This window comes from Haloechinothrix halophila YIM 93223 (genome assembly GCF_000504245.1).
Classification (GTDB): Bacteria; Actinomycetota; Actinomycetes; order Mycobacteriales; family Pseudonocardiaceae; genus Haloechinothrix_A; species Haloechinothrix_A halophila.
The window spans coordinates 2654159-2677491 of sequence record NZ_KI632509.1; the positions used below are offsets into that span (position 1 = coordinate 2654159).

34 protein-coding genes and 1 pseudogene are annotated in these 23333 nt (G+C 69.0%); 30 read left to right on the forward strand and 5 right to left on the reverse strand.

All coding sequences use genetic code 11. The annotated features are described in order from the left end of the window. Positions 1-86: 86 nt before the first annotated feature. Entirely contained in the window at positions 87-215 is a 129-nt protein-coding gene (locus AMYHA_RS28185) for a hypothetical protein (protein WP_269189753.1), read from the forward strand. A gap of 16 nt (positions 216-231) precedes the next feature. Here the strand turns inward: AMYHA_RS28185 and AMYHA_RS12115 are convergent, their stop codons facing one another. Together AMYHA_RS12115 and AMYHA_RS12125 are read right to left on the reverse strand one after the other, a co-directional pair. Then, the gene (locus tag AMYHA_RS12115) at positions 232-894 is read right to left on the reverse strand and encodes a hypothetical protein (RefSeq protein ID WP_034271034.1); all 663 of its coding nucleotides are present in this window, start codon (positions 892-894) and stop codon (positions 232-234) included. 628 nt (positions 895-1522) lie between these two features. After that, positions 1523-2158 (reverse strand): hypothetical protein, encoded by a 636-nt coding sequence (locus AMYHA_RS12125; RefSeq protein WP_034271040.1) that lies wholly within the window; start codon positions 2156-2158, stop codon positions 1523-1525. Between the two features lie 836 nt (positions 2159-2994). Between AMYHA_RS12125 and AMYHA_RS25680 the strand changes: the two genes are divergently transcribed. From AMYHA_RS25680 to AMYHA_RS27905, 6 genes and pseudogenes are all read left to right on the forward strand, one after another. Beyond that, on the forward strand, positions 2995-3498 hold the full coding sequence (locus AMYHA_RS25680; protein ID WP_051399804.1) for a hypothetical protein: 504 nt from the start codon (positions 2995-2997) through the stop codon (positions 3496-3498). A 106-nt stretch (positions 3499-3604) separates the two neighbouring features. Further along, positions 3605-3853 (forward strand): hypothetical protein, encoded by a 249-nt coding sequence (locus tag AMYHA_RS12135; protein WP_034271043.1) that lies wholly within the window; start codon positions 3605-3607, stop codon positions 3851-3853. Next, positions 3847-3975, forward strand: coding sequence for a hypothetical protein (locus tag AMYHA_RS28190; protein WP_269189754.1), 129 nt, complete (start codon positions 3847-3849; stop codon positions 3973-3975). The genes AMYHA_RS12135 and AMYHA_RS28190 overlap by 7 nt, the downstream gene beginning before the upstream one ends. 78 nt (positions 3976-4053) lie before the next feature. After that, a complete protein-coding gene (locus tag AMYHA_RS12140) occupies positions 4054-4701 on the forward strand; it encodes a hypothetical protein (RefSeq protein ID WP_034271045.1) in 648 nt (215 codons plus the stop codon). A 446-nt stretch (positions 4702-5147) separates the two neighbouring features. Then, a pseudogene (locus tag AMYHA_RS28395) lies at positions 5148-5375 on the forward strand (DUF3560 domain-containing protein); the annotation flags it as partial. 67 nt (positions 5376-5442) lie between these two features. Then, positions 5443-5949, forward strand: a complete 507-nt coding sequence (locus tag AMYHA_RS27905) for a hypothetical protein (RefSeq protein ID WP_034271051.1) — start codon at positions 5443-5445, stop codon at positions 5947-5949. Positions 5950-5975: 26 nt separating this feature from the next. Here the strand turns inward: AMYHA_RS27905 and AMYHA_RS27910 are convergent, their stop codons facing one another. Continuing rightward, positions 5976-6224 (reverse strand): hypothetical protein, encoded by a 249-nt coding sequence (locus AMYHA_RS27910; RefSeq protein ID WP_231104718.1) that lies wholly within the window; start codon positions 6222-6224, stop codon positions 5976-5978. 198 nt (positions 6225-6422) lie between these two features. Here AMYHA_RS27910 and AMYHA_RS12160 point away from each other — a divergent pair, with 198 nt between their 5' ends. The 4 genes from AMYHA_RS12160 to AMYHA_RS12175 all read left to right on the forward strand — a co-directional run bounded on the left by AMYHA_RS12160 (position 6423) and on the right by AMYHA_RS12175 (position 8570). Further along, positions 6423-6821, forward strand: coding sequence for a hypothetical protein (locus AMYHA_RS12160; protein ID WP_157362049.1), 399 nt, complete (start codon positions 6423-6425; stop codon positions 6819-6821). Between the two features lie 130 nt (positions 6822-6951). Beyond that, a complete protein-coding gene (locus AMYHA_RS12165) occupies positions 6952-7362 on the forward strand; it encodes a hypothetical protein (RefSeq protein ID WP_034271060.1) in 411 nt (136 codons plus the stop codon). A gap of 13 nt (positions 7363-7375) precedes the next feature. Continuing rightward, positions 7376-8278, forward strand: coding sequence for an N-6 DNA methylase (locus AMYHA_RS12170; protein ID WP_051399805.1), 903 nt, complete (start codon positions 7376-7378; stop codon positions 8276-8278). A gap of 13 nt (positions 8279-8291) precedes the next feature. Further along, positions 8292-8570: a hypothetical protein gene (locus AMYHA_RS12175; RefSeq protein WP_157362050.1), complete on the forward strand. Its 279-nt coding sequence runs from the start codon at positions 8292-8294 to the stop codon at positions 8568-8570. 110 nt (positions 8571-8680) lie between these two features. On the opposite strand, the gene AMYHA_RS12180 is transcribed toward AMYHA_RS12175, so the two are convergent. Then, positions 8681-9370: a hypothetical protein gene (locus AMYHA_RS12180; RefSeq protein WP_034271066.1), complete on the reverse strand. Its 690-nt coding sequence runs from the start codon at positions 9368-9370 to the stop codon at positions 8681-8683. On the opposite strand from AMYHA_RS12180, the gene AMYHA_RS12185 reads away from it, so the two are divergent. The 19 genes from AMYHA_RS12185 (at position 9371) to AMYHA_RS12275 (ending at position 22388) form a co-directional block, all read left to right on the forward strand. Continuing rightward, on the forward strand, positions 9371-9643 hold the full coding sequence (locus AMYHA_RS12185; protein WP_034271069.1) for a hypothetical protein: 273 nt from the start codon (positions 9371-9373) through the stop codon (positions 9641-9643). A 224-nt stretch (positions 9644-9867) separates the two neighbouring features. Next, positions 9868-10362 carry a hypothetical protein gene (locus AMYHA_RS12190; protein ID WP_034271072.1) on the forward strand — a complete coding sequence of 165 codons (495 nt, stop codon included), beginning with the start codon at positions 9868-9870 and terminating at the stop codon, positions 10360-10362. Beyond that, positions 10359-10781: a hypothetical protein gene (locus AMYHA_RS12195; RefSeq protein ID WP_034271075.1), complete on the forward strand. Its 423-nt coding sequence runs from the start codon at positions 10359-10361 to the stop codon at positions 10779-10781. The genes AMYHA_RS12190 and AMYHA_RS12195 overlap by 4 nt, the downstream gene beginning before the upstream one ends. A gap of 85 nt (positions 10782-10866) precedes the next feature. After that, entirely contained in the window at positions 10867-11448 is a 582-nt protein-coding gene (locus AMYHA_RS12200) for a hypothetical protein (protein WP_034271078.1), read from the forward strand. A gap of 88 nt (positions 11449-11536) precedes the next feature. Continuing rightward, positions 11537-12175, forward strand: coding sequence for a hypothetical protein (locus AMYHA_RS12205; protein WP_034271082.1), 639 nt, complete (start codon positions 11537-11539; stop codon positions 12173-12175). Between the two features lie 90 nt (positions 12176-12265). After that, on the forward strand, positions 12266-13255 hold the full coding sequence (locus AMYHA_RS12210; protein ID WP_034271086.1) for a hypothetical protein: 990 nt from the start codon (positions 12266-12268) through the stop codon (positions 13253-13255). A 95-nt stretch (positions 13256-13350) separates the two neighbouring features. Continuing rightward, a complete protein-coding gene (locus AMYHA_RS25685) occupies positions 13351-13773 on the forward strand; it encodes a DUF7715 family protein (protein WP_051399806.1) in 423 nt (140 codons plus the stop codon). Positions 13774-13998: 225 nt separating this feature from the next. Continuing rightward, positions 13999-14982 carry a DUF932 domain-containing protein gene (locus AMYHA_RS12220; protein WP_051399807.1) on the forward strand — a complete coding sequence of 328 codons (984 nt, stop codon included), beginning with the start codon at positions 13999-14001 and terminating at the stop codon, positions 14980-14982. 287 nt (positions 14983-15269) lie between these two features. Then, the gene (locus AMYHA_RS12225) at positions 15270-15452 is read left to right on the forward strand and encodes a hypothetical protein (RefSeq protein WP_034271089.1); all 183 of its coding nucleotides are present in this window, start codon (positions 15270-15272) and stop codon (positions 15450-15452) included. Continuing rightward, complete coding sequence (locus AMYHA_RS12230) at positions 15446-15688, forward strand: hypothetical protein (protein WP_034271092.1); 243 nt, start codon at positions 15446-15448, stop codon at positions 15686-15688. Before AMYHA_RS12225 ends, AMYHA_RS12230 begins: the two co-directional genes overlap by 7 nt. A gap of 104 nt (positions 15689-15792) precedes the next feature. Then, positions 15793-16344 (forward strand): hypothetical protein, encoded by a 552-nt coding sequence (locus AMYHA_RS12235; protein WP_034271094.1) that lies wholly within the window; start codon positions 15793-15795, stop codon positions 16342-16344. A 270-nt stretch (positions 16345-16614) separates the two neighbouring features. Further along, positions 16615-17478, forward strand: coding sequence for a hypothetical protein (locus tag AMYHA_RS12240; protein WP_034271096.1), 864 nt, complete (start codon positions 16615-16617; stop codon positions 17476-17478). A gap of 477 nt (positions 17479-17955) precedes the next feature. Next, on the forward strand, positions 17956-18654 hold the full coding sequence (locus AMYHA_RS12245) for a hypothetical protein (RefSeq protein ID WP_034271098.1): 699 nt from the start codon (positions 17956-17958) through the stop codon (positions 18652-18654). A 91-nt stretch (positions 18655-18745) separates the two neighbouring features. Further along, positions 18746-19207, forward strand: a complete 462-nt coding sequence (locus AMYHA_RS12250) for a hypothetical protein (RefSeq protein WP_034271101.1) — start codon at positions 18746-18748, stop codon at positions 19205-19207. Between the two features lie 96 nt (positions 19208-19303). Beyond that, positions 19304-19516, forward strand: a complete 213-nt coding sequence (locus tag AMYHA_RS12255; protein WP_051399808.1) for a hypothetical protein — start codon at positions 19304-19306, stop codon at positions 19514-19516. Between the two features lie 140 nt (positions 19517-19656). Beyond that, complete coding sequence (locus AMYHA_RS12260; protein ID WP_034271102.1) at positions 19657-19839, forward strand: hypothetical protein; 183 nt, start codon at positions 19657-19659, stop codon at positions 19837-19839. Positions 19840-19931: 92 nt separating this feature from the next. Then, complete coding sequence (locus tag AMYHA_RS12265; protein WP_034271105.1) at positions 19932-20606, forward strand: hypothetical protein; 675 nt, start codon at positions 19932-19934, stop codon at positions 20604-20606. A 275-nt stretch (positions 20607-20881) separates the two neighbouring features. Further along, positions 20882-21406 (forward strand): hypothetical protein, encoded by a 525-nt coding sequence (locus AMYHA_RS12270; RefSeq protein ID WP_034271108.1) that lies wholly within the window; start codon positions 20882-20884, stop codon positions 21404-21406. Between the two features lie 46 nt (positions 21407-21452). Continuing rightward, positions 21453-22388, forward strand: a complete 936-nt coding sequence (locus AMYHA_RS12275; RefSeq protein ID WP_231104719.1) for a bifunctional DNA primase/polymerase — start codon at positions 21453-21455, stop codon at positions 22386-22388. A 549-nt stretch (positions 22389-22937) separates the two neighbouring features. On the opposite strand, the gene AMYHA_RS12280 is transcribed toward AMYHA_RS12275, so the two are convergent. Next, entirely contained in the window at positions 22938-23333 is a 396-nt protein-coding gene (locus tag AMYHA_RS12280; RefSeq protein ID WP_034271111.1) for a hypothetical protein, read from the reverse strand.

Genomic DNA, 23333 nt, shown 5'->3' on the forward strand with positions numbered 1-23333 from the left:
GTGGAGGCCCGCGCTGACGCCCACGGATGCCCCAACCGGGCCGTAGTGATGCGGATACGCGCGGCCTGTGGGCCGCCTGTCCGAACATGATCGCCGACGTGCTGGTGATCCTCGGTGGCGGGAAACTGGCCTCCATCCACAGCCCGACCTTGCGTCGGGCTGGTCTGGAAGCCAGCCAGGTCGGTGCGAGTGGCCCCACCTTCGGCTGCGATTAGGTCGATAGTCGGTTGATCAGTCACGAGGCCGCCGCAACGCCGCCGCCAGGCCTCTCAGGCCGGCCTGGCGTTCCCGGACGTCGAGTGACTCCGCGAGGTCCAGTGCGGCCAGCACCGATCCGGAGTCCGCGAGGGAGCGCACGATTGTCAGGTCCATCGTGGTCGCACGTAGGGTGTACCGGCCGCCCGGTGCCTCGATGAGGGCGTGGCGTGCGACGGTCTCGTCGAGATACTGGGCGTCGAGGTAGCCGTCCACGCGGTCGATACCTGTCAGGCCGAGCGCGGCGGTAGCGCTGGCGGTGTCGACAAGCTCGCGCCGAAGCCGTTCGGCGGCGCGGGAATGACCCTGATAGCGCTGGACCTGAGCTCGGTTGCGGGTGCGGCTTACCAGTTGGTCCGCCGTCAGCTGCCGAAGAACGCCCTTGAGCCGGGAACGCTGTGACGGCCCCATCCAGAAGGCGTGCTGACCGGACAGCAGCGCGACAGCACCCCACGCATTGCTCTCGGACCAGGCACGCTTCCGGGAGCCCTGTCGAGTGGCGAGATGCCGATCCAGCGAGGTCCGGTCAATGAGTCCGCGGGCGACGAGGCGCAGGTCACCGCTCGCGACGAGGTGCTGTACCTGCCGCGTCGTCACGCCGAGTTGTCGCGCGGCGTCCGTTACGCCGACGAACTCCATGACAGATAGCTTCGCAATGACGAAAGCACCTGTCAATCTTGTAGGGCTAGCTTGACCAGATATGGAGAACGTCGAACTGCGTGTCGATGGAGAAATCGGTAACGATCTTCAAGCGGGTGTCAACTAAGATAGACGTGCGTATGGAGTGTGCTGCTGCCCCTGTTCGGTGGCGTGCGCACCGGCGCAGGCGTCGTCACCGTGACCACGACCGGCTCGTTCGGTCAGGCCGACTGATTGTTCTTCGGCCGGGCCAAGAGGTAGCAATCATCTCGCGCTGAACGAGCGTGCTCACCGTACCGGGACAGCATCAGCCGCACGTCCGGAACCAGCGGCCTTCGCCGCCGCGAGGACCGGGCTGTCGAGGTTTACGCCTGCGACGAATCCTCGGTCACGGCGAACACCACCGACGAGGAGATCGCCGAGCGCGTGTTGGAGCTGTTCAACGTGGGCGATAACCCGAGCTTCGGGACGCCGGATCACCGCGCACTCGAGTACCCCGACCGCCGTAACCTGGCCGTCGACCCACGCGGACAACCTGAGCCGGATGGCCGCCAAGGGCCGCGGCAGACGCCCACGCTGGCGGGTCAGACACTGCTTCGGGCTGGCTCGCCATGAACGAGCGAAACGCTCACGAGCCCCCGCCGCTGCCGTGCGCGGACGCGGCTGGGATGAAGCTCGCCTTCGGGGCATCCTGATGAGCATCGATCCCGCGCAAATCGCGCTGTTCGCCTAATCCGTCCGGCACTGCGCCACCCTCGACCTCGGAACCCATGGCCGCGCAGGCAGCCGGCTCCGGTGAAGCCGCATCCCCGGCCCACTCGGTTGCTCGGTCCGGCCGCCGCTTGGGCGACGAGCCGCCCGGCTCGGCCGATGCCTCACGGCCAGCGGCGATCAACCGCCGCGCCTCCTTCTGCGACACCTCCAGCAACTCGGCCACCTGCTCCATCGTGCGTCCCGCCTCGTGCATCGTCAGCGCCGCACATGTCTGTTCGGTATGCGCACCGGCGACGTTTTCCTGTGCCTTCTCACGTAGCCGCTCGATTCGCTTCTCCAGTTCGGCGACCTTCTCCTCGCATGCCTCCTCGGCGGCGGCGATCTTCTGCCCCGCGTCCATGAACGACCGCAAGGCCTGCTTGATGCGCTCCTCCCGGTCGCGCTCCTCGGCGAGTTGGTTGGCCAGGCGCTGACGCGCCGCCTCCAGCTTGCGGCTGGCCAGGGTGGACCGTCGCGCTCGCTTCTTCGGGGATGTCTTCGTCTCGGTCATCGCGCACTCTCCTCCCGACTGATTTGTGTTCGTCAGCCCACTGGCACAAAGTACCGAAAATGGCAACTTATGTGGACGTTGTGATGGTGAACAGTGGATCGCAACAGCGTTTCAGCCACAGCCGTGGTCGACCGCTGCCAGGCGTCGACGGCGGCGAACAGGCCCAAGAGACGGCGAAGGCGTGCCCAGCCGGAGCGGGACACGCCCGCCGACAGCTCAGTGCCGCCTACCTGCCGCCGTATCAGGTCTCGGTGCCGGCCGGGATCGAGCACATCCAGAACCTGGCCCACTGGCGGGACGAGGAGATCGTCATCCAGTCGGAGAGCCCTGCGGTGATAGTCGCCTATGATCGGGAGTCTCGACGTAGCGGGCGAGTTCGCTGTCGACGTCCGGCGTGCACATGCCCTGGCCTCCCCTGCTGACGAGCGGAAGCCGGTCGGCAGGTCAACACCGACGAGATCCCAGGCTCTGCGTTTCGGAGTTCGCTGCTCGGTGGTACCGTGGCGGCTCGCGCTCAATCGTCCATATGAGTTGCTTTCTGTAGTAGACGATAGCTAAGCCGTCTGATCTATGTCAACTCATGTGGACTTAATGAGTTGTGGTGGTGCCACTGACCCTCGTCTCGGTGGGGCTGCGCACTCTGCGTCGGCGGCGGCCGGGCCTCAAGCCCGCGGGAAAGGCGCCCGCGGGCTTGACCCCCTTTCCCGCCACCGACGCCAGGCGAGTGCGCCCCACCGAACCGGGGCAGCGGTCAAGACCCGCTCGATTCAGGTCCCACGCCTGAACCCGTCGATGCGTGTCCGGCCGCTCCGCACGAGCACGAGGAGAAACCAGACATGAGAGCTCTGACATTCGAGAGCTACGCCGAAGGCGCAGACGTCGACAAGGCGTTCCAAGCCGCCGTCGACCAGGCCCTGTACGACCACGGCCACTCCGGCTACACCGGCACCATCGCCGAAAAGGACAGCTACGTGATCATCGAGGCCGCACCGATGACACCCGAGGCCGCCGAGGAACTGGCGGACAAGCTGATCCGAGACAACGACGAACGGATCTGCGACAAGCGAGGTCCGGCCGGAGCGATCGCGGTCAAGGGCGGCACCCGCACCCTCGAGCACCTGCCAATCCCCCAACGCGACGGTGGCTACCCCGACCTGCGCACCGCCGCCAAGGCAGCCGCCACCAACCTGGCCGAGGGCGAGAGCCTTGAGGACGTGCCGTCCGCGCAGTATGCGATGCGCCCTGGCGGGGGCATCAGCGGCAACGGCGTCGTCACCGTGACCACGACCGGCTCGCCCGACCAGACCGGCTGGTTGTTCTTCGGCAGCGCCAGCTACTAGCGCCTGCCCTGCCGCCCCACCGAACCGGGGGCGCAGCGCCACCGCAACGACGCCGGGTCACCGAACCTGGCATCTCTCAATCCCTTATTTCACAAGGAGTTTGCGCATGTCCACAGCAACCATGTCCATGCCCGCGGTCGTCGGCTTCATCCAGGAGAGCGCGGACGCGAACGATCTTGACACCGTCATCGAGGCGGTCAAGGCGCGCCGCAAGCTGCTCCAGGACCAGGCCGCGGCCGAGGTGAGGGAGGGCTTGGACGTCACCCTCTACAACCTGTCCCGAAGTACCTCAATGGTCTGCGCGGCACGGTCAAGAGCATCGAACGGCTCAGCCGCAAGCGCACCGCCGTGGTGACCCTGGACCAGGAATCCACCAGGATGCTGGCGTTCTCGTCGGCGAAGTACGGCTTCCTGGCCAACGGCGACAGCTACGACCTCACCGGGGTCCCGCTGGCCTGCTGCAAGCCCACTGCCTGATCAACCGGCCCCGCCGACCCGCACCGCCCGCTTGCGGATTGGTTCGGCGGGGCCACTTCCCGCTTCCCAGGAGTACCGATGACAGCTCTGCCCGGCGTGGGCGCCGTCCTGCGCTACACCGATGCCGCCGCCTTTGCCGACGCCCCGCGCGGCGACTGGTGGCCAGACGACGTCGAGGACTTCCACGACGTGATCACCGACGTCCTGCACACCGTCGGCGACGTCATCGTGGGGGCCCGCGCGTACGCTCACGGACGCCCCGAAATCGAGCTCCGCGCCGCCGTAGTGCGAATCCGCGCCGCACCCTGGGCCGCCGACCCAGGCGACACCGCCGACGCGCTGCTCATCCTCGGCGATGGTGAACTGACCGTCCTGTCCTACCCGAACCGTGCCGGAGCCGAAGCCGGGTTCGCCGACCACGTCGCCGAACGCGAAGCCGCCGGTGCTCCCTACGACTACGTCACCGTCCCCGGCCACCGGCGAACCGCCTACTTGCCCGACTGGCCACCCGCCGCGCCGCGTACCGGACTGGCGTGGGAAGCCAGCAGCCGCAGCGGCTCGGTCGGCACCACCGAGGAAGGCACCGTCACGATCACACTCGACGGCGACGCCCTGCTCGGCATCGACCTCACCACCGGCCGAGTGCTCACCTGGCCGGACGGCGAGCGAGCCGAGACGGTAGCGCGGTTCCCGCCGATTCCTGGGCACCACCACGCCACGGGCTAAGCGCCCGTCCTGCCCTGTCCACCTCCAGGCCCGGCTCGCGCGGTCACCACGACCGCCGCAGGCCGGGCCTTTCTGCTGTTCACAGCCCTTCACCAGGCCGTGTTCCGGGCGCACGCGGACCGACCAAACCGCCTGCGCCGCAACCAAGGAAACCGAGTGAAAGAGGCGCATTGCCATGTCCCTGGGAAATCTGACGATCCACCACGACTACGAGTCCGGCACCACCGTCGAGGGCACGACGAAGAACAGTCCCGCGCACCACGCACTCAAAGCGCACCCGTCCTGGACGTGGTCGCGCTACGCCGGGGCGTGGCTGTTGCGGTCCTCCCGGTACCGCCAGTCCAAGCCGTACGCCATCGCCGATATCGAGCGGGTGCTCACCACGGCGGGCTACACCGTCGAGCGCGAGATCGATGACACGATGCCCAGCGTCGAGCAGCGGGAAGATGATCTCGCCGATCGGATGGACGACCGGGTCGACCGGCTCACCGAGCGCGCTGGGAAGCAGCAGGCCAAGGCCGAGGCCACACGGGCGAAAGCTGACTACGTTTTCCACAACATTCCGATGGGGCCAGCCGCTGCTGGTCGGTCACCACAGCTACAAGGCCGACCGCAACCGGCGCGAGCGCGCGTGGAACAGCCTCGGCAAATCCGTCAAGCAAGGTGAGTACGCCGACGAGCTGGCGCGCCGCGCGGAGACCGCGTCGCACCACATGGGCGCCCGCCACAACCCCGGTCACCGTGGCCAACCGGATCGCCAAGCAGGAAGCCGACCGCCGGCGCCTTCAGCGGGAGCTCGACGGCGAACCGGGCTGGGTGACCGAGACCGACGAGCAGGGCCAGCCGCGGCACCGCTGGGGAATCCGGTACCCCGGCGAGGAGCGCGTGGTCTACCTGCGGCGCGAGATCGCCACTCTCACCGAGCAGATCGACTACTGGAAGGGCGTCTACACCCAGCTCCAGGCCGAGGGCAAGGCGTCCACGCTCGGCCCGGACCAGGTCGCCAAGGGCGACTGGGTGTCCTACAACGACCTGTGGCTGCGCGTGGTCCGGGTCAACAAGAAGTCGGTCAGCGTGCCGAACCCCAACTATCCGGCGCCGCGGCCGGACGAGAAGGAAGCGACCTGGACCATCGCCTGGCACAAGCTGTCCGGGCACCGCACCACCGAACAGATGCCGCCGGCGTTCGTCGACGCCTACGACGCGCCGGGCGCCGACCGGATCACCTTGCGCCTGCGGAAGCGGTAATGAGCGCCGCGGACACCCTGCTGGAGCTACGGCATGGGCGCCGAGTCAACCGGCGGGGTCGTGCGCACCCTGCTCGACCCCGGCTTCCGTCCGCCCGAACTGCGCGACGACCTGTCGAACCTGATCGTGCTGACCGCCCAGACCGGTGGTCCAGCACCGCCGCCCTGGTCGAGCAGCACGTACTCCCGCTGCTGCGCCGGTACCAGGTCCGGGATGGTCGAGGTCGCCCACGCCGGCCCGGCGCAGCGGGACGGCATTGTGGTCTTGCAGGACACCCGCGCACCACAGCGGATGCAGGCCGACCCGGACGAGCACTGCTTCTACGCGCTGTCCCATCCCGGACGCCATCGAAGCGATCGTGGCGGGTTGGTACTACGGACCTCGCTCTGGCGGGGCGGGACGTTCCGGGAAGTTCGAGCCGCCCAGCCAGGGCACTACCAACCCATCTGCATCGAAAGGGCTGATGAGCAAGTATGTCATCAAGTGCAGCATCCACGCCTGCGGTGGACCCGAAGCTCCTCGCGGCGATCCGTGCCGTGGTGGACTACAACTGGGCGGACGAGCAGGCTGACTACCAGCAGCAGGATGGCAAGGGCAGGCAGCGGCACATCTACCGCTCCTTGCGCACGATCTCGGACTGGCTGAACGACGTCGTTGGGCAGGCCGAACAGGCAGTGGCGTTGCCCAAGCGCTACCGCGGCGTGATCGAGTGGGATATCGAAGGCGCCGTCGATCCTGCGGACGCGGCCGCCACGATGTGGCGCTACGTTTGTGAATCCGATGGCCCCGTCGTAGAACTCACCGACCACGACACCGGCGCGGTGCACGAAGTGGATCTCTACGAGATCAGACACGGCTACCCGTTCGGCTGACCACCGTTTCTCCTGTAGATGGGCGCCTCCGCACGCTGGAGGCGCCCATTGGTCATCGCGGGCGGCAGCCGTTCCCCCACCCTGGTGGCGCCCGGCGATTCGTACCGCGACGAGCGCGCCCATCCCGGTGATGCTGAACAACGGAGCCCAGTCCCCGCTCGCGCAGCCCCGCCCCACGGGTGCCGAGCTGCTGTTCACCGAGGCCCGCCGCGCAGGCTGGGACGGTGACCGGCTCACCGAGACGACCGCCCTGCGCCCCGCGCAACGACTGCTAGCCGGCCTCGATGATCGACTCGCCGAGCGGATCACCGAGCCGGCACGACAAATGGGGTGTGCGCGGTCGGGCCAATCCGGTGGCGGGGCGGCGCACTCTGCCTCGCCACTGCGCCGCTGTCCAGCCGGAAAAGCGCCGGCTGGACAGCACCACGTCGGCGAGGCCGGCGAGTGCACCCGCCACCCGGTGGGGGCCCGACAACGGCCGTGCACAGCGACGGGACCGACCAAACCCGTCCACCGCGCGGCCGCGGGCGAAACCGAGTGAACAGGAGCCCGCCATGGCGAAACTGACCAAGAAGCAAGCCCAACTGCACCGCCAGGCGTGCGAGCTGGTCGAGGCCGACCGTGACCTGGACGAGGACGAAAAGGAGTTCGTGCTCGACCACTGGCAGGAGTCCTCCACCGCCGCGAACAGCCTGGAGGGCGCCTTCTTCACCCCGCGCAGCCTGGCCCGCGACCTGTCCGTCGATCTGGTCGGCATGAACGCCACCCGCATCCTCGACCTCGGCGCCGGCACCGGCCGCCTGGCCTTCGAGTGCCGCCGGCTGTTCGCGCATCGCTGGAACGGCGAACCCCGCCGCGAACTGGTGTGCGTGGAACGCAACCCGGCCTACCTCAAGGTCGGGCGGAAAGTGCTGCCGGAAGCCACCTGGATCGGCGCCGACATCCTCGACCTGCCGACCATGCAACTCGGCAAGTTCGACGCCGCGATCGGCAACCCGCCCTTCGGTGCCGTGGCCCGCACCGGCAACGCACCAGGCGGTTACCGCGGCCGCCGGTTCGAGTACCACGCCATCGCGATCGCCGCGCTGTTCGCCCGCTACGGAGTGTTCCTCGTCCCGCAAACCAGCGCCCCGTTCCGCAGCAGCGGCCAACCGAACCTCACCTGGGACGCCGACGAGGAATACCAGCGGTTCCACGCCGCGACTGGGCTCGAGCTCCAGCCGGGATGCGGCTGGGACACCTCCCACTACGCCGACGACTGGCACGGCGTCAGCCCGACCGTCGAGATCGTCACCTGCGACCTCACCGAGCTGAGCACGCCGGCCACCGCGGCGCCCGGCTCCCTCGACGGTGCCGGGCAACTCGCGCTCCTGGCCCGTAACGGCCACGAATGCCCAAGACCTGTGCGGGCGGGAACCGACCAATCCCGCCCGCACAGCAGAAAAGAAACCGAGTGATGGGAAAGCACACGTGACTACGTCCGTCGAAATGATCATCGGCTACGACGGCGACGGCCGCCCCCACGAAGTCATCGTCGTCGACGGCTGCGAAGCCGACGTCACCTACTACGAGCTCGACCCGGACGACCGGCGCCTGCGCCGCAGCGAGTCAGCCGAATGGCTGCGCCAGCAGGAACTGCGCGCCGCGGCGGCCACGCCCGCGGCCGCGGCGTGGATACGGCGCTGGGCCGCCCAGACCGCGCAGCACGGCGAGATCGAACTCGACGGCGTCGCCGACTGGGCCGACTGATCCGGCCGCACCCACCACGCGGGCCAACCCCCAGATGTGCACGGGACCGACCAAACCCGTTGCGCGACAAGAGAAACCGAGTGAAAGGACGAACACCTTCATGTCGCATTTCAGTATGACCGTGGCCCTCTTCGCTGAGGACGACGACGAGATGACCACTGCGGTCTCCCGACTGCTGGCCCGTTCGACGAGAACCTGGACATCGCGCAGCGCCGCGACGAGGACGGCGAGACGTACTGGATCAACCCACAGGCCAAGTGGGACTGGTACCAGATTGGCGGCCGGTTCAGCCACCGTCTGCCGGTGCTTGCCGGCGCCGACCCGGCCGACCTGCTGACCGGCGAGCGCAGTTGGGCCAACGAGAACGAGACGCTGGACCCGACCTTCACCGACGCCGGCCGTATCCGGGCGCTGGACTTCGAGCGCGCCCGCGCCGCCGCGGCCGAGCAGGCCGGCCCCGCCTGGGACGAATACGCCTCCGTCGTCTCCGGCACCCCGCAGCACCAGCGCTGGGATCGGTCGTCGAACGCGTCCGGACCGCCGAAACCGCCGCGCCCCGCTCCCGCCGCGACTTCCAGCAGGACGCGCTGGCTGGAGTCCGTGCCGACCTCGGCCTGGCCGACCAGGCCGCCGTCGACGCACTGGTTCGTGGCACCGCGGAGTACGAGCACTTCCACGAGCGGGCCCGCAAGGAACTCGACGTCGCCGGGTAGACCTACCGGGCCAGCCTGGAGTACTCCATCGAGCAGGCCCGCGCCGACTACGGGGCACAGCTGCGCATCGCCGCGCTGCGCGACCACGTGGCCTACCGCAGGTTCTTCTTCGGCGGGCCCGAGGACATCTTCGACCACCTCGACCGCGACGAGTACGTGCAGCAATGCCGCGACCAGGCGATCCCCGGCTGGGCCACGCTCACCCACGACGGCCGGTGGCTCTCGCCGGGCCGGATGGGCTGGTTCGGGATGAGCGACGAGGACCCGCAATCGCAGGCGGACTACCTCACCGAGGCCAACGCCTACCTCGATTCGCTGTCCGGCGACATGTGGCTGGTCACCGTCGACTGCCACATTTGACCAGCACAAACAGCGGCTAACCAGATCTGCCGCTCCCCGTCTCGGTGGGGCTGCGCACTCTGCGCCGGCGACGGGCCGGGGTCAACCCGCGGGAAAAGCGCCCGCAGGTTGACCCCTTTCCCCGCCACCAGCGCTCGGCGAGTGCGCCCCACCGAGACGGGGCGCAACACCTTCGATGCGTACACGGGTCACCGACCAACCCGTTGCGCACCACCAGAAACCGAGTGAAAGGAACCGCGTATGTCCACCCATCCCTGATCGGCACCCTGAACGAGGACGGGACCTACCTGGCCCGCTACTGCCACAACGATGGCTACCCCAGTCACCAGATCCGCCAGCTTGCCGAGGCGCTGCACTCCTACCACGGCGGCGACGCCAAACAGCTGCTCGAGGAGATCCTGCGCGAGGACTGGTCCTCCCTCGCACCGGCCGATGCCAGCGCCGAGCTGACCACCGGCGACCGCTCCCGCTTCAAACCGAGCCACGTCGTCCCGCACGCCGGCATCGGCTACTTCTACACCGATTCCACCGAGGACCCGATCGACGGCGCCCTGGACGAGGACACCGAGATCGACTTCGAGTGGATGTACCTGTTCACCGGCGATCAGCTGCGCGTGTTTGCCAACGACTACAGCCAGCGCCACTGGCGCGGTCACCGCGACTACCTGCTCTACGACCTCAAGGACATCGACGCCCTCGACACCGGAGCTGCCCGGTGATCCGGCACAAGTGGGTCCCCCGCGGCACGAACACCCGCACCTGCGAGATCTGCGGAATGGCCGTCGAGCGCAAGCCCGACCGCCGCTTCGCCTGGACCCTGCGCGACGGCAAGGCCGTACTCATCGACGGCGAGCACGTCTCCGCCGGGCAGTCGCCGACGCTGAAGGCGCTACCGGGCTGCGGCAGCGACCAGAAGCCCGCGCCCCAGCACATCCCCAGCCCTCGCTACGGGGTGTTCCTCCGGCGTCGCGCGGAGAAGACCGTCCAGCGGATGACCCCGGCCGGACGCATCACCGACGACGCCAGCTGGGCCGCGGTGTTCCCCAGCGAGCACTGGGCACAGCGCCGCGCCGAAGAGTTCCAGCAGCAACTCGACGCCCAGCATCCCGGCATCGAGGTGTGGACCGCCCCGCTGTGATCTTCCACCGCTGACGCGGCCGGTGCGCCGACCAAGCCCCGGCCGCGCCGGCATCCGTCGAAACCGAGTGCACAAGGAGTTCCTGATGGACTTGACGATCACGCCCCCCGAGGGCTACCGCAAGACCCGGATGCGGTGGCTGTGGGCCCTGGCCAGCTGCGACGTGTGCGGCGGCTCAGGCGAATACCTGGTCAACGACCACGAAGAACGCGGCGAACCGTGGGACCCCGAAGACGGGCCGCTGCTGTACCCGCAGCCCTGCGACTGTCTCTGGGCCCCGGAACCCGAGGTCACCCGCGCCATCGACGAGCAGAACCGCCGCGAGCGCGAACGCGAACAGCAACGCCAGCGCGACGCCCGAGCCTGGGCCGAGATCGACGCCGCGATCGCGCCGCGTCGGCGGCCGCTACTGGGACAGCGGCTCGCCGAGCACGAAGCCCGCCAGGACCTGCGCCTGGCCCGCGAGATCGAGCACCGCATCGTCATCGTCTCGGTCCGCAAGGCCGGAGTGCTGCTCAGCACCGCCGTGCTCGGCACCGACCTCGACCCGGACGGCGACCTCGAGGAGCAGATCGTCGCCGTCATCGACGACCACGGCCTGATCGACGAAGCCGTGCACGAGGCCCGCGCCGCGCTGCCCGGCCTGATCACCGCGCTCGCCGCCTGAACAGCGAGCTACCGACGGCGTGGGCGGGGACCGACCAACCCCGCCCGGCCGCTCGGCAGACACCGAAACCGAGTGGAAGGACCCCGTGATGACCAGCGAGAACGACTGGCTGGACTACCTCGGCGAGCAGGCCGGCCAGGCCACCGCCGACTACGACCGCGCCGTGGCCGAGTCCGCCGCGGCCGAAATGGCCACGCCGGTGTTCGACGCGACCGTGGACGCCGTGTCGCGCGCCTCCACCTCTACCGAGGCGGAGGCCGAGGCGGACGGCGACGCCGAGCAGGCGTGGGTGGATCAGTGGTACGGCGACGATCCGCCCGAGCCCGGCATCGATCCGGAGACCCGCGAAGGCGCCGCGATCATGCGGCTGTTCCGCAGGATCAAGGACGTCGAGGTCGACGACGGAATGAACAGCTGGCCCGGCGGTGACGTCGTCGAGCAACTGTGCGAATGGTTCCTGTCGCTGGGCATCGACCCGGACGAGCACTCGATGGACGCCGGCCAGCGGCTGACCCTGGCCGCGCGTGCTCGGCCCGGCCAGTCCCTGCGCGCCGCGGACTACACCGTCCAGATCGGCACGGAGAACCGCGACGCCGAACAGATCCTGACCACCGCGCTGGAGGCCCTGGCCGACCAGCTCGGCCCCGGCACCAGCGTGCACCTGCACAGCCGCGATGGCGAGCTCGCCCACTTCGAGCGGCCCGCCACCCCGCTGACCAGTAGCTAACCGCCCACGCAGCCGACGACGGCCCCGCCATCCCTTCAACCGGTGGCGGGGCCGTCGTCGTGCTGCCCGCATCCCGAAAGCGAGAGCACCATGCCCATCACCACCACCCGCACCGGCCGGATCGCGACGGCACGCGAGCTCGCCGATACCGTCGTCCCGCTCCTGCACACTGCCGCCGACGGCCGCGGATTCCAGCTGATCGACCAGTACGGCGTCACCTACACCGGCAAGCCGTCGCACCTCGCGCTGGCCGCGCTAATCCGGACCGACCTCACCCCGCAGCTCTACCGCGACGACCGCACACTCCAGGACGCGGTGCGCACGGCGGCGTCCCGGATCGGGCTGTGGTTCACCTGCGACCACGTTGACCCCGGCCACGCGGCCGCCTTTGCCGCGCTCAGTCCGGCGCGGGTGTGCGAACTGGTCGCCCATGTCGTCAACTGCGGCCACGAGAGCGCGCTGGTCGAGGTCGGTCCGGAATCGCTGCGCTTCTACACCGCCTACCTGATCAGCGACGCGGTCGACGACCCCGAGGCGCACTTCCCGAACGTGGTCGACAAGCCCCGGCGCGGGCTGACGTCCGTCTTCGACGACCGCATTCCCCTCGACATCACCGCCACCGCGCCCGATGGCGCCGACGAGGTGAGGCTCCGCCTGGACATCGAGGCCAATGAGGAGATCCGCTGGGACTTCGTCGCCGCGGTCCCGGTCCCGATCGCCAAGCTCAACGACCTGCTCATGGGCCCGAGCTGGGCACTGAGCAGCTGGCTCGACGACAACCGCGAGCTCATCGACGACCATCTCGACTATTCGATGAGCTGGAGTGATCAGGGCATCGACACCGACGTGCGCCTGGCCGGTCCGGCCGCGCAGCTGACCTATCCCGAGCTGGACGAACCCGCCGAACCGGCGCCCCGCGCCGATGTCGCCCTGTACTTCGTCGGGCCCGACCGGGACACGGCCGTCACCTCGGCTCCGTTCCTCGACCGCACCGAGGCGACCACGGTCGCCGACGCGCTCGGCCACCAGGTGTTCACCACCGCGGCCGACATCGCCGCGGCCGCTCTGCGCGACGCCTGACCCCATCACCGCTGGCCGCGCATCCCCGCACCGTCACCGCGCCGGGATGCGCGGCCACGGCACGCCCACCTTTCGTTGCCGCACAAGGAGATTCCATGCTCACGATCAAGGTGTTCGTCGCCACCGACTGCACCCAAGGCCGCCGCGACAACGACTTCCACTACACCGACGGCACCGAGCTGGTCGACCTCGCCAGGTCCTGCGACACCGACCGTGGTGACCCGGACGGCCGTTGCGGCTGTTGCCGCGCGTTCACCGGACTCGCCTCCCGCAAGGCCACGACCACCGCCGAGGTCGCCTACCGCCAGCTCACGCCCGAGCAGTACCGGGACGCCTTCCACACCAGCTACGTCGACGCCGGATTCCCGGACACCTCGGAGACCCGCCAGGACGCCGTCGACGCCGCGGACGAACTCCGGCGCATCGCCAGCTCCTGGTCGGTCGGCACCGTGATCGAACGCCGCGGCGACACCCTTGGCGTCCGCGCCTGGGGAGACCTCACCACCCGCGAGGACTGAACAACAGCTGCGCGGCACTGCCCCGCCTCGGTGGGGCGAGCGCACTCTGCGCCGGCGCCGAACCGGGGTCAAGCCGCACGCTTTTCGCGGCTTGACCCCGCCCCGCCGCCGGCGCCAGCCGAGTGCGCCCCACCGAGGCGGGGCGGAACCACCCGACGAAAACCGGGCACGGGGACCGACCAAACCCCTTGCCCGCCAAGGAAACCGAGTGAAGGGAAACCCACCATGTCACACCCCAGCAACCTCTTGTCCCCACTGGAGCCGGGGCGGCTCAACCCGTGGCAGCAGGTCGGCGAGTCCGTGGCGGGCACCCGCAACGCCCGCGAGGCCCTGGCCGTGGCCGGACTGGCCGGTTGGAACATCCGCAAGCTGGTCCAGACCGCCACCGAGCTCACCGAGAACGGCGTAACCAGCGTCGAAAACCCGGAGAAGGTCATGCTCGTGCGCACCGATCCGCGCACCGGGGCGGCCCGGTACCTGTCCACGGTGGGCTCCGGCTATGGCATCAAGCAGAACGAGGACTCCGCGGACGTGATCGATGCCCTGGTGGCCGAGTCCGGAGCTGCCGGGCTCGCCGAAGCGGGCTACCTCGACGGCGGCCGCCGCACCTTCGTCACCATGCAGCTGCCGAAGGTGATGCGCGTCGCTCGCGTCGATCCGGTCGAGCTGCACCTGGTCGTGTTCAACTCCCACGACGGTTCCAGCGCATTCCGGGTCATGTTGGTCCCGTACAGGATCTTCTGCGCCAACCAGCTCCCTGTGGCGATCAAGGACAAGATCAGTGCGGTGTCCATCCGACACACCAGCAAGTCCGAGATCAATGTCGAGGAAATCCGCTCCAAGCTGGGCTTGATGTACGAGTACGCCACCGAGTTCGAGGCGCAGGCCGAACGGATGCTCAACACCGCGACAACCAATGCCGAGTTCGCCGAGCTCATCGAACAGGTGTGGCCGGTCGACGAGAAGAAGGCCACCACCCGCACGCTCAACAACGCCCGCCGCCGTCGCGGCGAGCTCACTCGGCTGTGGACTTCGGCCGAGACTCAGGCGCCGATCCGCGGCAGCCGTTGGGCGGCGTTCCAGGCAGTGACCGAGTATCTGGACCACTACAGCCCAGCCAAGAACGACCTCGTCCGGGCGAACCGGGTCCTGAGCAGCGACGGCGTCGCGAAGAAGAAGCAGGCCGCCTTCGAACTGCTCACGGCCTGACGCACGGTGGCCCACCCGGACATCGCCGGGTGGGCCACCACGAGGTGCCGGTGAAAGACCCCTCACGGGTCCGCCCGAGGGCGGCCGACCAAAGCAATCACCGGCTGGCGGGCCGGCCGGGGAAACCGAGTGAAGGAATACCCGACCACCGGCACCGCCATCGCCGACCAGCGTAACGCACCGGCTCCGCCGCCGGCGCCCTTCGGCCCGGCACTGGCCGCGGTGACCAGCCACACCGCGGCCAGCGCCACCCCTCGAATCCATCCGCTCCGGGAAAGGAGTATGCGATGCCGGCTGCCTCCGAACTGCACACCCTGCTCGACGCGGCCACCCACCACGAAGAACCGGTCATCCGCGGCGTCGCGATCCGCGCCGGCCTGCTCTGGTGGTGCCCCTGCGACTGGTTCAACGGCGCGACCGAACCTCACTGCGGCGGTTGCGGCACCAGCCGGGAGGTCGCCCGATGCTGAGCTACGACCCCGAATCCGAGCGCCACTTGCACACCTCCGCCGTGCATTACCGCTTCTACCTTGGGCGCGACGGTCGGCCGTGCGTGATCTGTGTGCAGGACTTCGACTACCCCGGCTACGACCAGCACCGGCTGCTGAGCAACAAGGCGTTCAGCAGCGAACACGAGGCCGACGACGCGCTCCGGCTGCTGCTGGCCAACGCCGCCACCGTCCTCGGCATCTTCCCTACCTGCTGACGGACAGAACCGTCAGCAGACCCGCTGGAAGCACCAACCGCGCGACGGGACCGACCAAACCCGTTGCGCGCCAACGAAACCGAGTGAACAGGAGTACCCCACCCATGCCCACGTCCACCTTCCTAGCCCGGCAACCGGCCGCGCCGAGCAGCACCCCGGAGGTCGGCACGACCATGTGGCTGCTGCACACCTGGAACCACCACGGCGACGAGACCGAGGTGTACTTCAGCTACGACGACGCGGTGCACACGCTGGCCAGCCGCGTGCGCGACAACTGGGCGAACCGGATGGGACCGTCCACCACTCCGAAGGGCCTGTCCGACGGCGCAGCAGTCTCGCTGTTCTACGACAGCGAGATCAGCGAGGCGCCGACCGTCTGCGAGCACATCGATGACGGTTTCGAGATCGTCGAGCACCAGGTCTACGGCCGCGAGCCGGAGCGGGTCGAAAGGCGCATGGCCACCCTGCGGGTGTTCGACGAGCACCCGGACGGCCCGCAGTACTCGCCGCTGACCTACCGCGTCGACGCGATCGGCCTGGCGATCACCATCACCGCGGGGATGCACGGCCCGTTCGTGGCCATCGGCAACGAGAGCCTGCCCGCCGGCACTGCCCTGCACGTCGCCGCCGACGACTTCGAGGAGTGGGAGCGATGAGCGCGCTGACCACCGTGCTGCTCACCGCGGCCGCTGGCGACATCACACTCGTCGGCAGCAGCTACTTCCGCATCACCGAGGTGGCCGAGCCCACGCACCCGGCCGCACCGGGCCTGGTCTGGCACGGCTACTGGTGGCGCGTCGACCGCGGACACTGGGGCACACCGACCGTGCTCCACCTGCGACCGTGCTCCACCTGTACGAGGGCAAGCCGGTGCCGCAACTGCTCACCCCTGCCGACCGCGAGGCGTGCGGATGGGGTGAGCTGCCGTGATCGACCTGATCCCGGACTCGCCGCTGGCCGACCGGCTCAACCACGCGATCGCCACCTTCGACAACGCCCAGGAGCAACTGCACTACCTGCGGATGCTCGACGCGGCCCGGATCGTTCGCGACGCCCTGCCCACTGCCGAGGCGGTCGTCGTCGACGACGCCGACTTCCACGTCGACCCCGAGGGCCTGCGGCTGCACGCGATCCTTGACCCATTCGGCCTGGAGCTCTGGACCCCACCCGACCCCGGCGACGTGGTACTCCGTGCTGAGCTAGACCAGTTCCGTACCCGCGACGGCAGCGACTGGGAAGACGTCGTCGCCCAGGTCGAATACGTGCTGTCCAGTGCCCTCGGGGCCGCGCCGCCGCGGTCGTGGTGGGAACCGGTGGGCGAGCACATCGATACCAGCCGGTACCGGGCCAAGCTGCCCAGCCGCGACGCGGTCGCCGAGGCCCTGGCCGAGCATCCTCGGCATCTGACCGCTTACCTGCGCCACCTCGATGGGATCGCCCCGAAGTTCTGGCTGGCTGAGCCCGTTCCCTACCCGACCATGACCGTCGACGGTGTCCACGTCACCGTCTACTGCGACGCCGACGACGGCCTGTTCACCGTCGAGGTCGGCACCGACGATGCCGAACCGCCCCTGGAACCCGCCGGCGACGGCCCGATCGCCATCGACGTCCGGCTCAACGGGGTGCCGCTGTACCGGCCGAGCCCGGCGGCGGACGCCGACGCGGCCGACGAGCCGCCCGCCCGCTGCCGCACCGCCGGTTGCGACGGTGACTCGGACGACGGCGAGGGCTGGGACGGCTACTGCGGCAACTGCGCCGACCGGCGCGAGGCCCGACGGGCCACGGACTGAGTTCCGGCCCAGGCCACGTCGCCCCGGCGGAGACGCGCGCACGCTGCCCGCGCCACCGGGACGCGCTCCACCGGATCGAGGCAGCCTCATCGTTTGCTACATAAGGAGAAATCCCATGTGGGAAACCGTCGCGGTGTTCGTGACGATCTCCGTCCCCGTCGACGTCCTGATGTACCTGCCCGACCTGATCTAGGCGTTGATCGCCCGCATCCACCCCAGCAACCGGACGCGAACCGCAACAACCGTTGCGCACCGAGAAAAAGGTATAAGTCCAATGTGGAGTGACTTCTTTCCGATGTTCATCGCGGCCATTGTGGCGTTTCTGGCCGTGGACCTGATCGAGATGTCGTGCTGATCGCACGTCGGAAGGTTGCTCAGCGCCGATCCGATCGCGCCGAGGACTGATCTTCACAAATCCAGCGCAGGGGCACCGACCAAAGCTCTTGCACAGCAACGAAACCGAGTGAGGAAATGCCCATGACGGTCAAACTGACCCGTGCGTTCTCCGAGCCGCTGTCGCAGCGGTTCGCCGCCGTGGAATCGGCGATCTCCGCGGCCGAGGACGACTTGTTCGAGCTGTACCTGCTCGAGGTCGCGCGACTGGTGCGCGACCCGTTCCCGGAGGCCACCGAGCTGGTCATCGACGTCGACACCAGCGACATGTCGGTCACCCTCGACATCGTCGACAGCGGTGAGGAACTGCTGTTCGTGGCCGACGTGCCCGGCGCCTACCTGCCCGACTACCGCACCGCTGACCGCGACAAGCTGTCGGTGCTGCTCAAGGTGGTCGAATCGACGCTGGAGACCGTGCTCGGCGACCGCTACCCACAGGACCTGTGGCAGCCCGCCGAACGGCCGGACAGCTACCGCGTCCCGCTGCCGCCGCACGACGTCGCGCAGCACCTGCTCACCGCCCCGCCGCCGCGGCCGCGGGCGAACCCTCGGGTCGAGGTCGTGATCGACCGCGACCCCGACAACGACACCGAGGCGAGGGTGTTCCTCGACGGCAAACCGCGCATGGCCGAGGTGACCGTCGTCGACCCCGGCCGCGGCTACGAGCTGGCCGAGTGGCGGGAGAACGCGGACTACAACGCCCAGGACGCCAGCCCGGCGGCCGCCGCGCTGATCCGGCAGTGGTTCGCCGACGCGGAGTCCAGCCAGTTCATCACCGCATAGCCCGGCACCTGCGCGCCGGCCAGACCTCCGGGCGGGACCGACCAAACCCGCCCGCAGGGAAGAGAAGAAACCGAGAGATAAGGAGCCCAGCATGGGCTACGACATGGTCGTTCAGGGTGCTCCCGAAGACGAGTCGAACACCTACCTGCGTCGCAACATCTGGGGCATGGCACCCACCGTTGAGGCGCTGGTGCGGCTCGGCATGGCGTTCTGGAGCGACGTGCCGGACTTCCCGGAGTCCGATCACCTCACCAAGGACGACTTCGACGACGACGGGGCACCGATCACGGAACGCGCCAAGGTCTACGTCCAGGCCGTGGAGCGGATGCTGGCCGACCACGGTGCCGGGGACGCCGAGTACATCGGCGGCATCCCCGCGCACAAGTTCAGCTCCAACGACGGGTGGCACGTCACCGACAAGGAGTGCGTCGAGGCGTTGAACGCCTACGAGGTCTCCATCCAGGCCGGGGACGCCCATCCGGAGGCCCTTCACGACGACGTGATCCCGTTACTGAAGACCGCGGCCAGGTACGAGGGCTTCCGCGTCTTCTGACCACCTTTCACCGCCGTCCGGCCCGCAGCGCCACCGCTTCGGGCCGGACAGCCCACCCCCTGCCCGCACGATTACCGAACAGGAAGCCCATGGACCATGCTCACCGCCGAAGAACTGTTCTACGACCCGGTGAAGACGTTCGTCGACGTCTTCTCCGACAGCCTGCTCGCCTGCCACGTCGGTGACCTCCTGACCTGCGGCGAAGTCAACGTCCTGGCCGGGCTGCTCGCCGCCCGCGGACACCACGACGCCGCCGAGCGCTGGCTGGCCGAGCACCAAGCCGCCTGCGGCGAACCCCACCACCACTAACCCAGCCGACCAGCGCGTCCACGCCGGGCCGGTGGGACGTGCGCACTCTGCACCGGCGACGAACCGGGGTCAAGCCGCGCGAAGGGGTCCGACCAAACCCCTTGCGCGACAACGGAAACCGAGTGAACAGGAGAACTGGGATGGATTCCATCGACGATGTGATCCAGACTGCCAGCATCGGCGAGCTCGACTGCGGGTGCCCATTCGACCGGGACGGCGTACGTCCGGTCGGCGAGTGGATGACCTGCGACAACCACCGCGCTCCGGCGCGGGTCGTGACGAGCACGACGGTCACCAACACCGGCGATCTGCTCGTTGCCTGACACCGGTTCCCCACCAGGTGGCCGGGACGCACCCAAGCGTCCCGGTCGCCGCCGTTTTCACGTCCACACCACGACTTTCACGGGAGACACCCATGTTCAAAACCCGCCGCGCACAGCGGCCGCAGTGGCCGTCCGAGCTCTACCGCAATTACTACAGCGACGGCACCGGACTACCGCCCGACACTGCCGACGGGCTCAAGCAGATGGCGCTGTACCTGCTCGACCGGGCCGGACGCGGCGAAACCACCGAGAACGACATCAACGCCGCCGGCGTTCACATGCAGATCGCGCTGCTGACCCACCTTCAGGAACAGGACGCGCGCTACCGATCCGAACTCGAGCAGCGCGCCGCCGAGTTGCGGGAGCCGTTCACCCCGTCGCGGCCGCCGGTGCGCGTGCGGGTGTTCCACAACACCCGGCACACCGCTATGGCCTTCGGCTATGTCGACACCGACTCGTTCGTCGAGGTCTACGCCTACGCCGAGCCAGCGGTCACGCCGGGCACCAGCGACGAGCAGATCGCCGAGCGCGTGTTCGAGCTGTTCAACATCGGGGACGATCCGACCTATGGCGAGCCGGACCACCGCGCGGTCGAGTACCGCGACCGGCGCAACCGGTCGCTGTCCAAAGGCGACGCGATCGCCATCGACGGCCGGTTCTCCGTCTGCGCCTCGTCGGGCTGGACCCCAATCCCCAAACCGCAGCTGGCCACGTCCGGCCAACCCGGCAGCACCCCGCTGTACGGCCCGTACGCGCAGGCGCAGTGATGGGCGAGGCGCTGTTCGGCTTCGTCGTCAAGCTCGTCCTCGCCGCGGTGCTGACACCGCTGATCATGGGCGGATTCGCGCTGTTCGGCCACGACATCGTGTGATGGCTGGCCGCGCTGATCGCCCTGGTCGCGGTGTTCGGCGGCTGGCTGATCGTCACCGACGATGCCGACTGGTTCAGCTGAACCGACCCGCCAGCACGAGGCAGGCCCGGTCCTGACGTCAGGACCGGGCCTGCCTCTCGTTCGTATCCACCGTTTCCCCTGGAGGCCACCGTGACAATCACCCCACTGCACCTGCTGCCGTCGCATCCGCGCATGTTCAACATGGCCGACTACCACCGCAGCTACGTGCTCTACGACGGCGTCGAATGCAACATCCCCCGCTGGGGCCGCGAAGGCGACTTCGGCCTGTGGAACTACGCCCGCGGCGTGCTGGTCGAGACCAGCCGAGCGCTGCGTGGCACCCCGGTGTCGCTGCACTACCGCGACCTGCTCACACGTCAGCCGCACGAGGACCCGGCCGCCGTGCCCACCCATCTTCCGGTTGGGCACGAGATCGCTGCGGTGATCCGCGACCCGGACGGCGAGCTGGTCACCGTCGTCGACCACCGCGAGTCCGCGCCCTACGGCGCGCACGGCGACTTCTGGCGTCTGACCGTCAACGGCATCGAGCCCGAGGACAGCCTCGCGCTGCATCCGCCCTCGTTGCCGTGGATGGCCAACATCGTGCGCTGGCACCTCCACCAGCGCCGCCCGCTGGCCCCGGTCATCTCGATCAATCGGGTGAAACCGGCCTGACCAGCATTTTTCCGAGCTACCCTCGATCGCAAAGGACCAGACCACCGTGAGCCCACCGACCAGGATGAGACCGACCAGCAGTCCGAGCGAGACCCTGCCACCGCAACGCCTGATGCGCGTCGCGCTGGAAGTCGCGCGCGTCGGACACTTCGTGTTCCCGCTGTGGCCGCGGTCGAAGAAGCCCGCAGTCAAGGATTGGGAGCACACCGCCACCCGCGACCCGGACGGCATCCGCGAGCGGTGGGCCTCGTTGCCTTGGAACGTCGGCATCGCCTGCGGACCCTCCGGGCTGCACGTGATCGACCTCGACGACGCTCACGGCCACGAGCCACCCGAGGAATGGGCCGGCGCCCGGCACGGCCGCGACGTCCTCGCCCGCCTGGCCAAGGCCACCGGCGAGCCCTACCCGTCGCACACCTACACGGTGCAGTCCCCGACCGGCGGCCTGCACCTGTACTTCCGCGCCCCGGACGAACCCGAGCTGCGGCCCACGGTCGCGCGGCTGGGCTGGCGCATCGACACCCGCGGCGCCGGCAGCTACATCATCGCCGCCGGGTCCGTGCGCGCCGAAGGGCTGTACGTGGCGCTCAACCGCGCACCGATCGCCCCGCTTCCGGACTGGCTGGTGACCCGGCTGACCCCGCCACTGCGGCCCGATCCCGCCGAGTTCGTGCCGCGGCAGAGCCGGCACACCGTCGGCGAGCTCGCCCGCGCCGACGCCTACGTGGCTCGGGTCGCCGACAACGTCGCCGGCGCCCGCTCCGGCGAGCGGCGCGACACCCTGAACAAGGCCGCGTTCACGTTGGGCAGGCTCGTCGCCGGCGGCGACGTCGCCGAGGGCGACGCCCGCGCCGCCCTGCACGAAGCCGCCGCCCACCACGACGGCATCGACGGCTGGACCACCGCCGAAGCCGAGAAGACCATCACCGACGGTCTGGCCGACGGCGGCCTGTACCCACGTCGTCTCGACGACCAGTCCTGATCCGCAGCCCCCGCGTCCGCGCCCGTCGCCAACCGGGCGCCGCTGCGAACCACGCGAGACGGAGCTTCGCCATGCCCGCAGCGGCAGCAACAGGCCCGCCGCCTACGGCCCCACCGACGACGTCAACCCCAACCGGCTCGTTCCCGGTGTCCAGGTCCGCCGCTACACCGAGGACGCGCCCGACGGTCGGCTCGACGTGATCGCACCCTGCTGCAGCCGGATCGCCCCCCAACACCCCGGTGACCTGCAACCGCCGACACCCGAGAACCAGCCAGCGTGTTTTCAGCAGGTTGAGCTGGTCCCATCTGAGGGGTGTCGGACAAGTTGATTTGGGCCCACTTGCGCGGTCGCTCGCTCGGCGAGCAGGTTGTTTTGGCCCCACTGGACGGGTGAACCGGCTGGCCGTGGGCGCTGCAGAGCGTCGTGGGGCTGGGCAGGGCGGTAGCGTTCGCGGTGCCGGGTGTCCGCGGTGCTTCGCCCCCGACAGGCATGAGTTCCGTGGGCAGCCGGCCCTAATCGTTCGGGGCTGGAGGGTGCAGGATCCGGTCGTCAGCCGAGGCGTGCGGCCATCCATTGGCTTGCAACCTGCAGCCCGCGATCGTGGTCGTCGACCACAAGGACCAGTTGACCAGCATGGTCGCTGTACTGCACGTCGATGTTGACCCCCTGGTCGGCCATCGCCCGACAGACCTTGCCGAGTTGACCCGGCTTGTCTTGGTTCAAGCGCAGCATGACGACCGGACGGCAGTCACGGACCGTGATCCCGTCCGTGGCTAACGCTTGCCCGGCGGCGTCGCCGTTCTCGACGAGGAAATGCGCAACGCCCCTCCGTGCGGCAACGAACATCCCGCCGCCTTCAATGCTGACGCCGGCCTGCTCCAAGGCCTCACCGACTGCCGCAAGCGAGCCCGGATCATCCGTCAAATCCAGCTCGATGTCGAACAC

Coding starts and splice junctions, on each gene's coding strand:
- AMYHA_RS28185 (WP_269189753.1), top strand. CDS start 87: ATGATCGCCGACGTGCTGGTGATCCTCGGTGGCGGGAAACTGGCCTCC.
- AMYHA_RS12115 (WP_034271034.1), bottom strand. CDS start 894: ATGGAGTTCGTCGGCGTAACGGACGCCGCGCGACAACTCGGCGTGACG.
- AMYHA_RS12125 (WP_034271040.1), bottom strand. CDS start 2,158: ATGACCGAGACGAAGACATCCCCGAAGAAGCGAGCGCGACGGTCCACC.
- AMYHA_RS25680 (WP_051399804.1), top strand. CDS start 2,995: ATGAGAGCTCTGACATTCGAGAGCTACGCCGAAGGCGCAGACGTCGAC.
- AMYHA_RS12135 (WP_034271043.1), top strand. CDS start 3,605: ATGTCCACAGCAACCATGTCCATGCCCGCGGTCGTCGGCTTCATCCAG.
- AMYHA_RS12140 (WP_034271045.1), top strand. CDS start 4,054: ATGACAGCTCTGCCCGGCGTGGGCGCCGTCCTGCGCTACACCGATGCC.
- AMYHA_RS12160 (WP_157362049.1), top strand. CDS start 6,423: ATGTCATCAAGTGCAGCATCCACGCCTGCGGTGGACCCGAAGCTCCTC.
- AMYHA_RS12165 (WP_034271060.1), top strand. CDS start 6,952: ATGCTGAACAACGGAGCCCAGTCCCCGCTCGCGCAGCCCCGCCCCACG.
- AMYHA_RS12170 (WP_051399805.1), top strand. CDS start 7,376: ATGGCGAAACTGACCAAGAAGCAAGCCCAACTGCACCGCCAGGCGTGC.
- AMYHA_RS12200 (WP_034271078.1), top strand. CDS start 10,867: ATGGACTTGACGATCACGCCCCCCGAGGGCTACCGCAAGACCCGGATG.
- AMYHA_RS12205 (WP_034271082.1), top strand. CDS start 11,537: ATGACCAGCGAGAACGACTGGCTGGACTACCTCGGCGAGCAGGCCGGC.
- AMYHA_RS12210 (WP_034271086.1), top strand. CDS start 12,266: ATGCCCATCACCACCACCCGCACCGGCCGGATCGCGACGGCACGCGAG.
- AMYHA_RS25685 (WP_051399806.1), top strand. CDS start 13,351: ATGCTCACGATCAAGGTGTTCGTCGCCACCGACTGCACCCAAGGCCGC.
- AMYHA_RS12220 (WP_051399807.1), top strand. CDS start 13,999: ATGTCACACCCCAGCAACCTCTTGTCCCCACTGGAGCCGGGGCGGCTC.
- AMYHA_RS12225 (WP_034271089.1), top strand. CDS start 15,270: ATGCCGGCTGCCTCCGAACTGCACACCCTGCTCGACGCGGCCACCCAC.
- AMYHA_RS12230 (WP_034271092.1), top strand. CDS start 15,446: ATGCTGAGCTACGACCCCGAATCCGAGCGCCACTTGCACACCTCCGCC.
- AMYHA_RS12235 (WP_034271094.1), top strand. CDS start 15,793: ATGCCCACGTCCACCTTCCTAGCCCGGCAACCGGCCGCGCCGAGCAGC.
- AMYHA_RS12245 (WP_034271098.1), top strand. CDS start 17,956: ATGACGGTCAAACTGACCCGTGCGTTCTCCGAGCCGCTGTCGCAGCGG.
- AMYHA_RS12250 (WP_034271101.1), top strand. CDS start 18,746: ATGGGCTACGACATGGTCGTTCAGGGTGCTCCCGAAGACGAGTCGAAC.
- AMYHA_RS12255 (WP_051399808.1), top strand. CDS start 19,304: ATGCTCACCGCCGAAGAACTGTTCTACGACCCGGTGAAGACGTTCGTC.
- AMYHA_RS12260 (WP_034271102.1), top strand. CDS start 19,657: ATGGATTCCATCGACGATGTGATCCAGACTGCCAGCATCGGCGAGCTC.
- AMYHA_RS12265 (WP_034271105.1), top strand. CDS start 19,932: ATGTTCAAAACCCGCCGCGCACAGCGGCCGCAGTGGCCGTCCGAGCTC.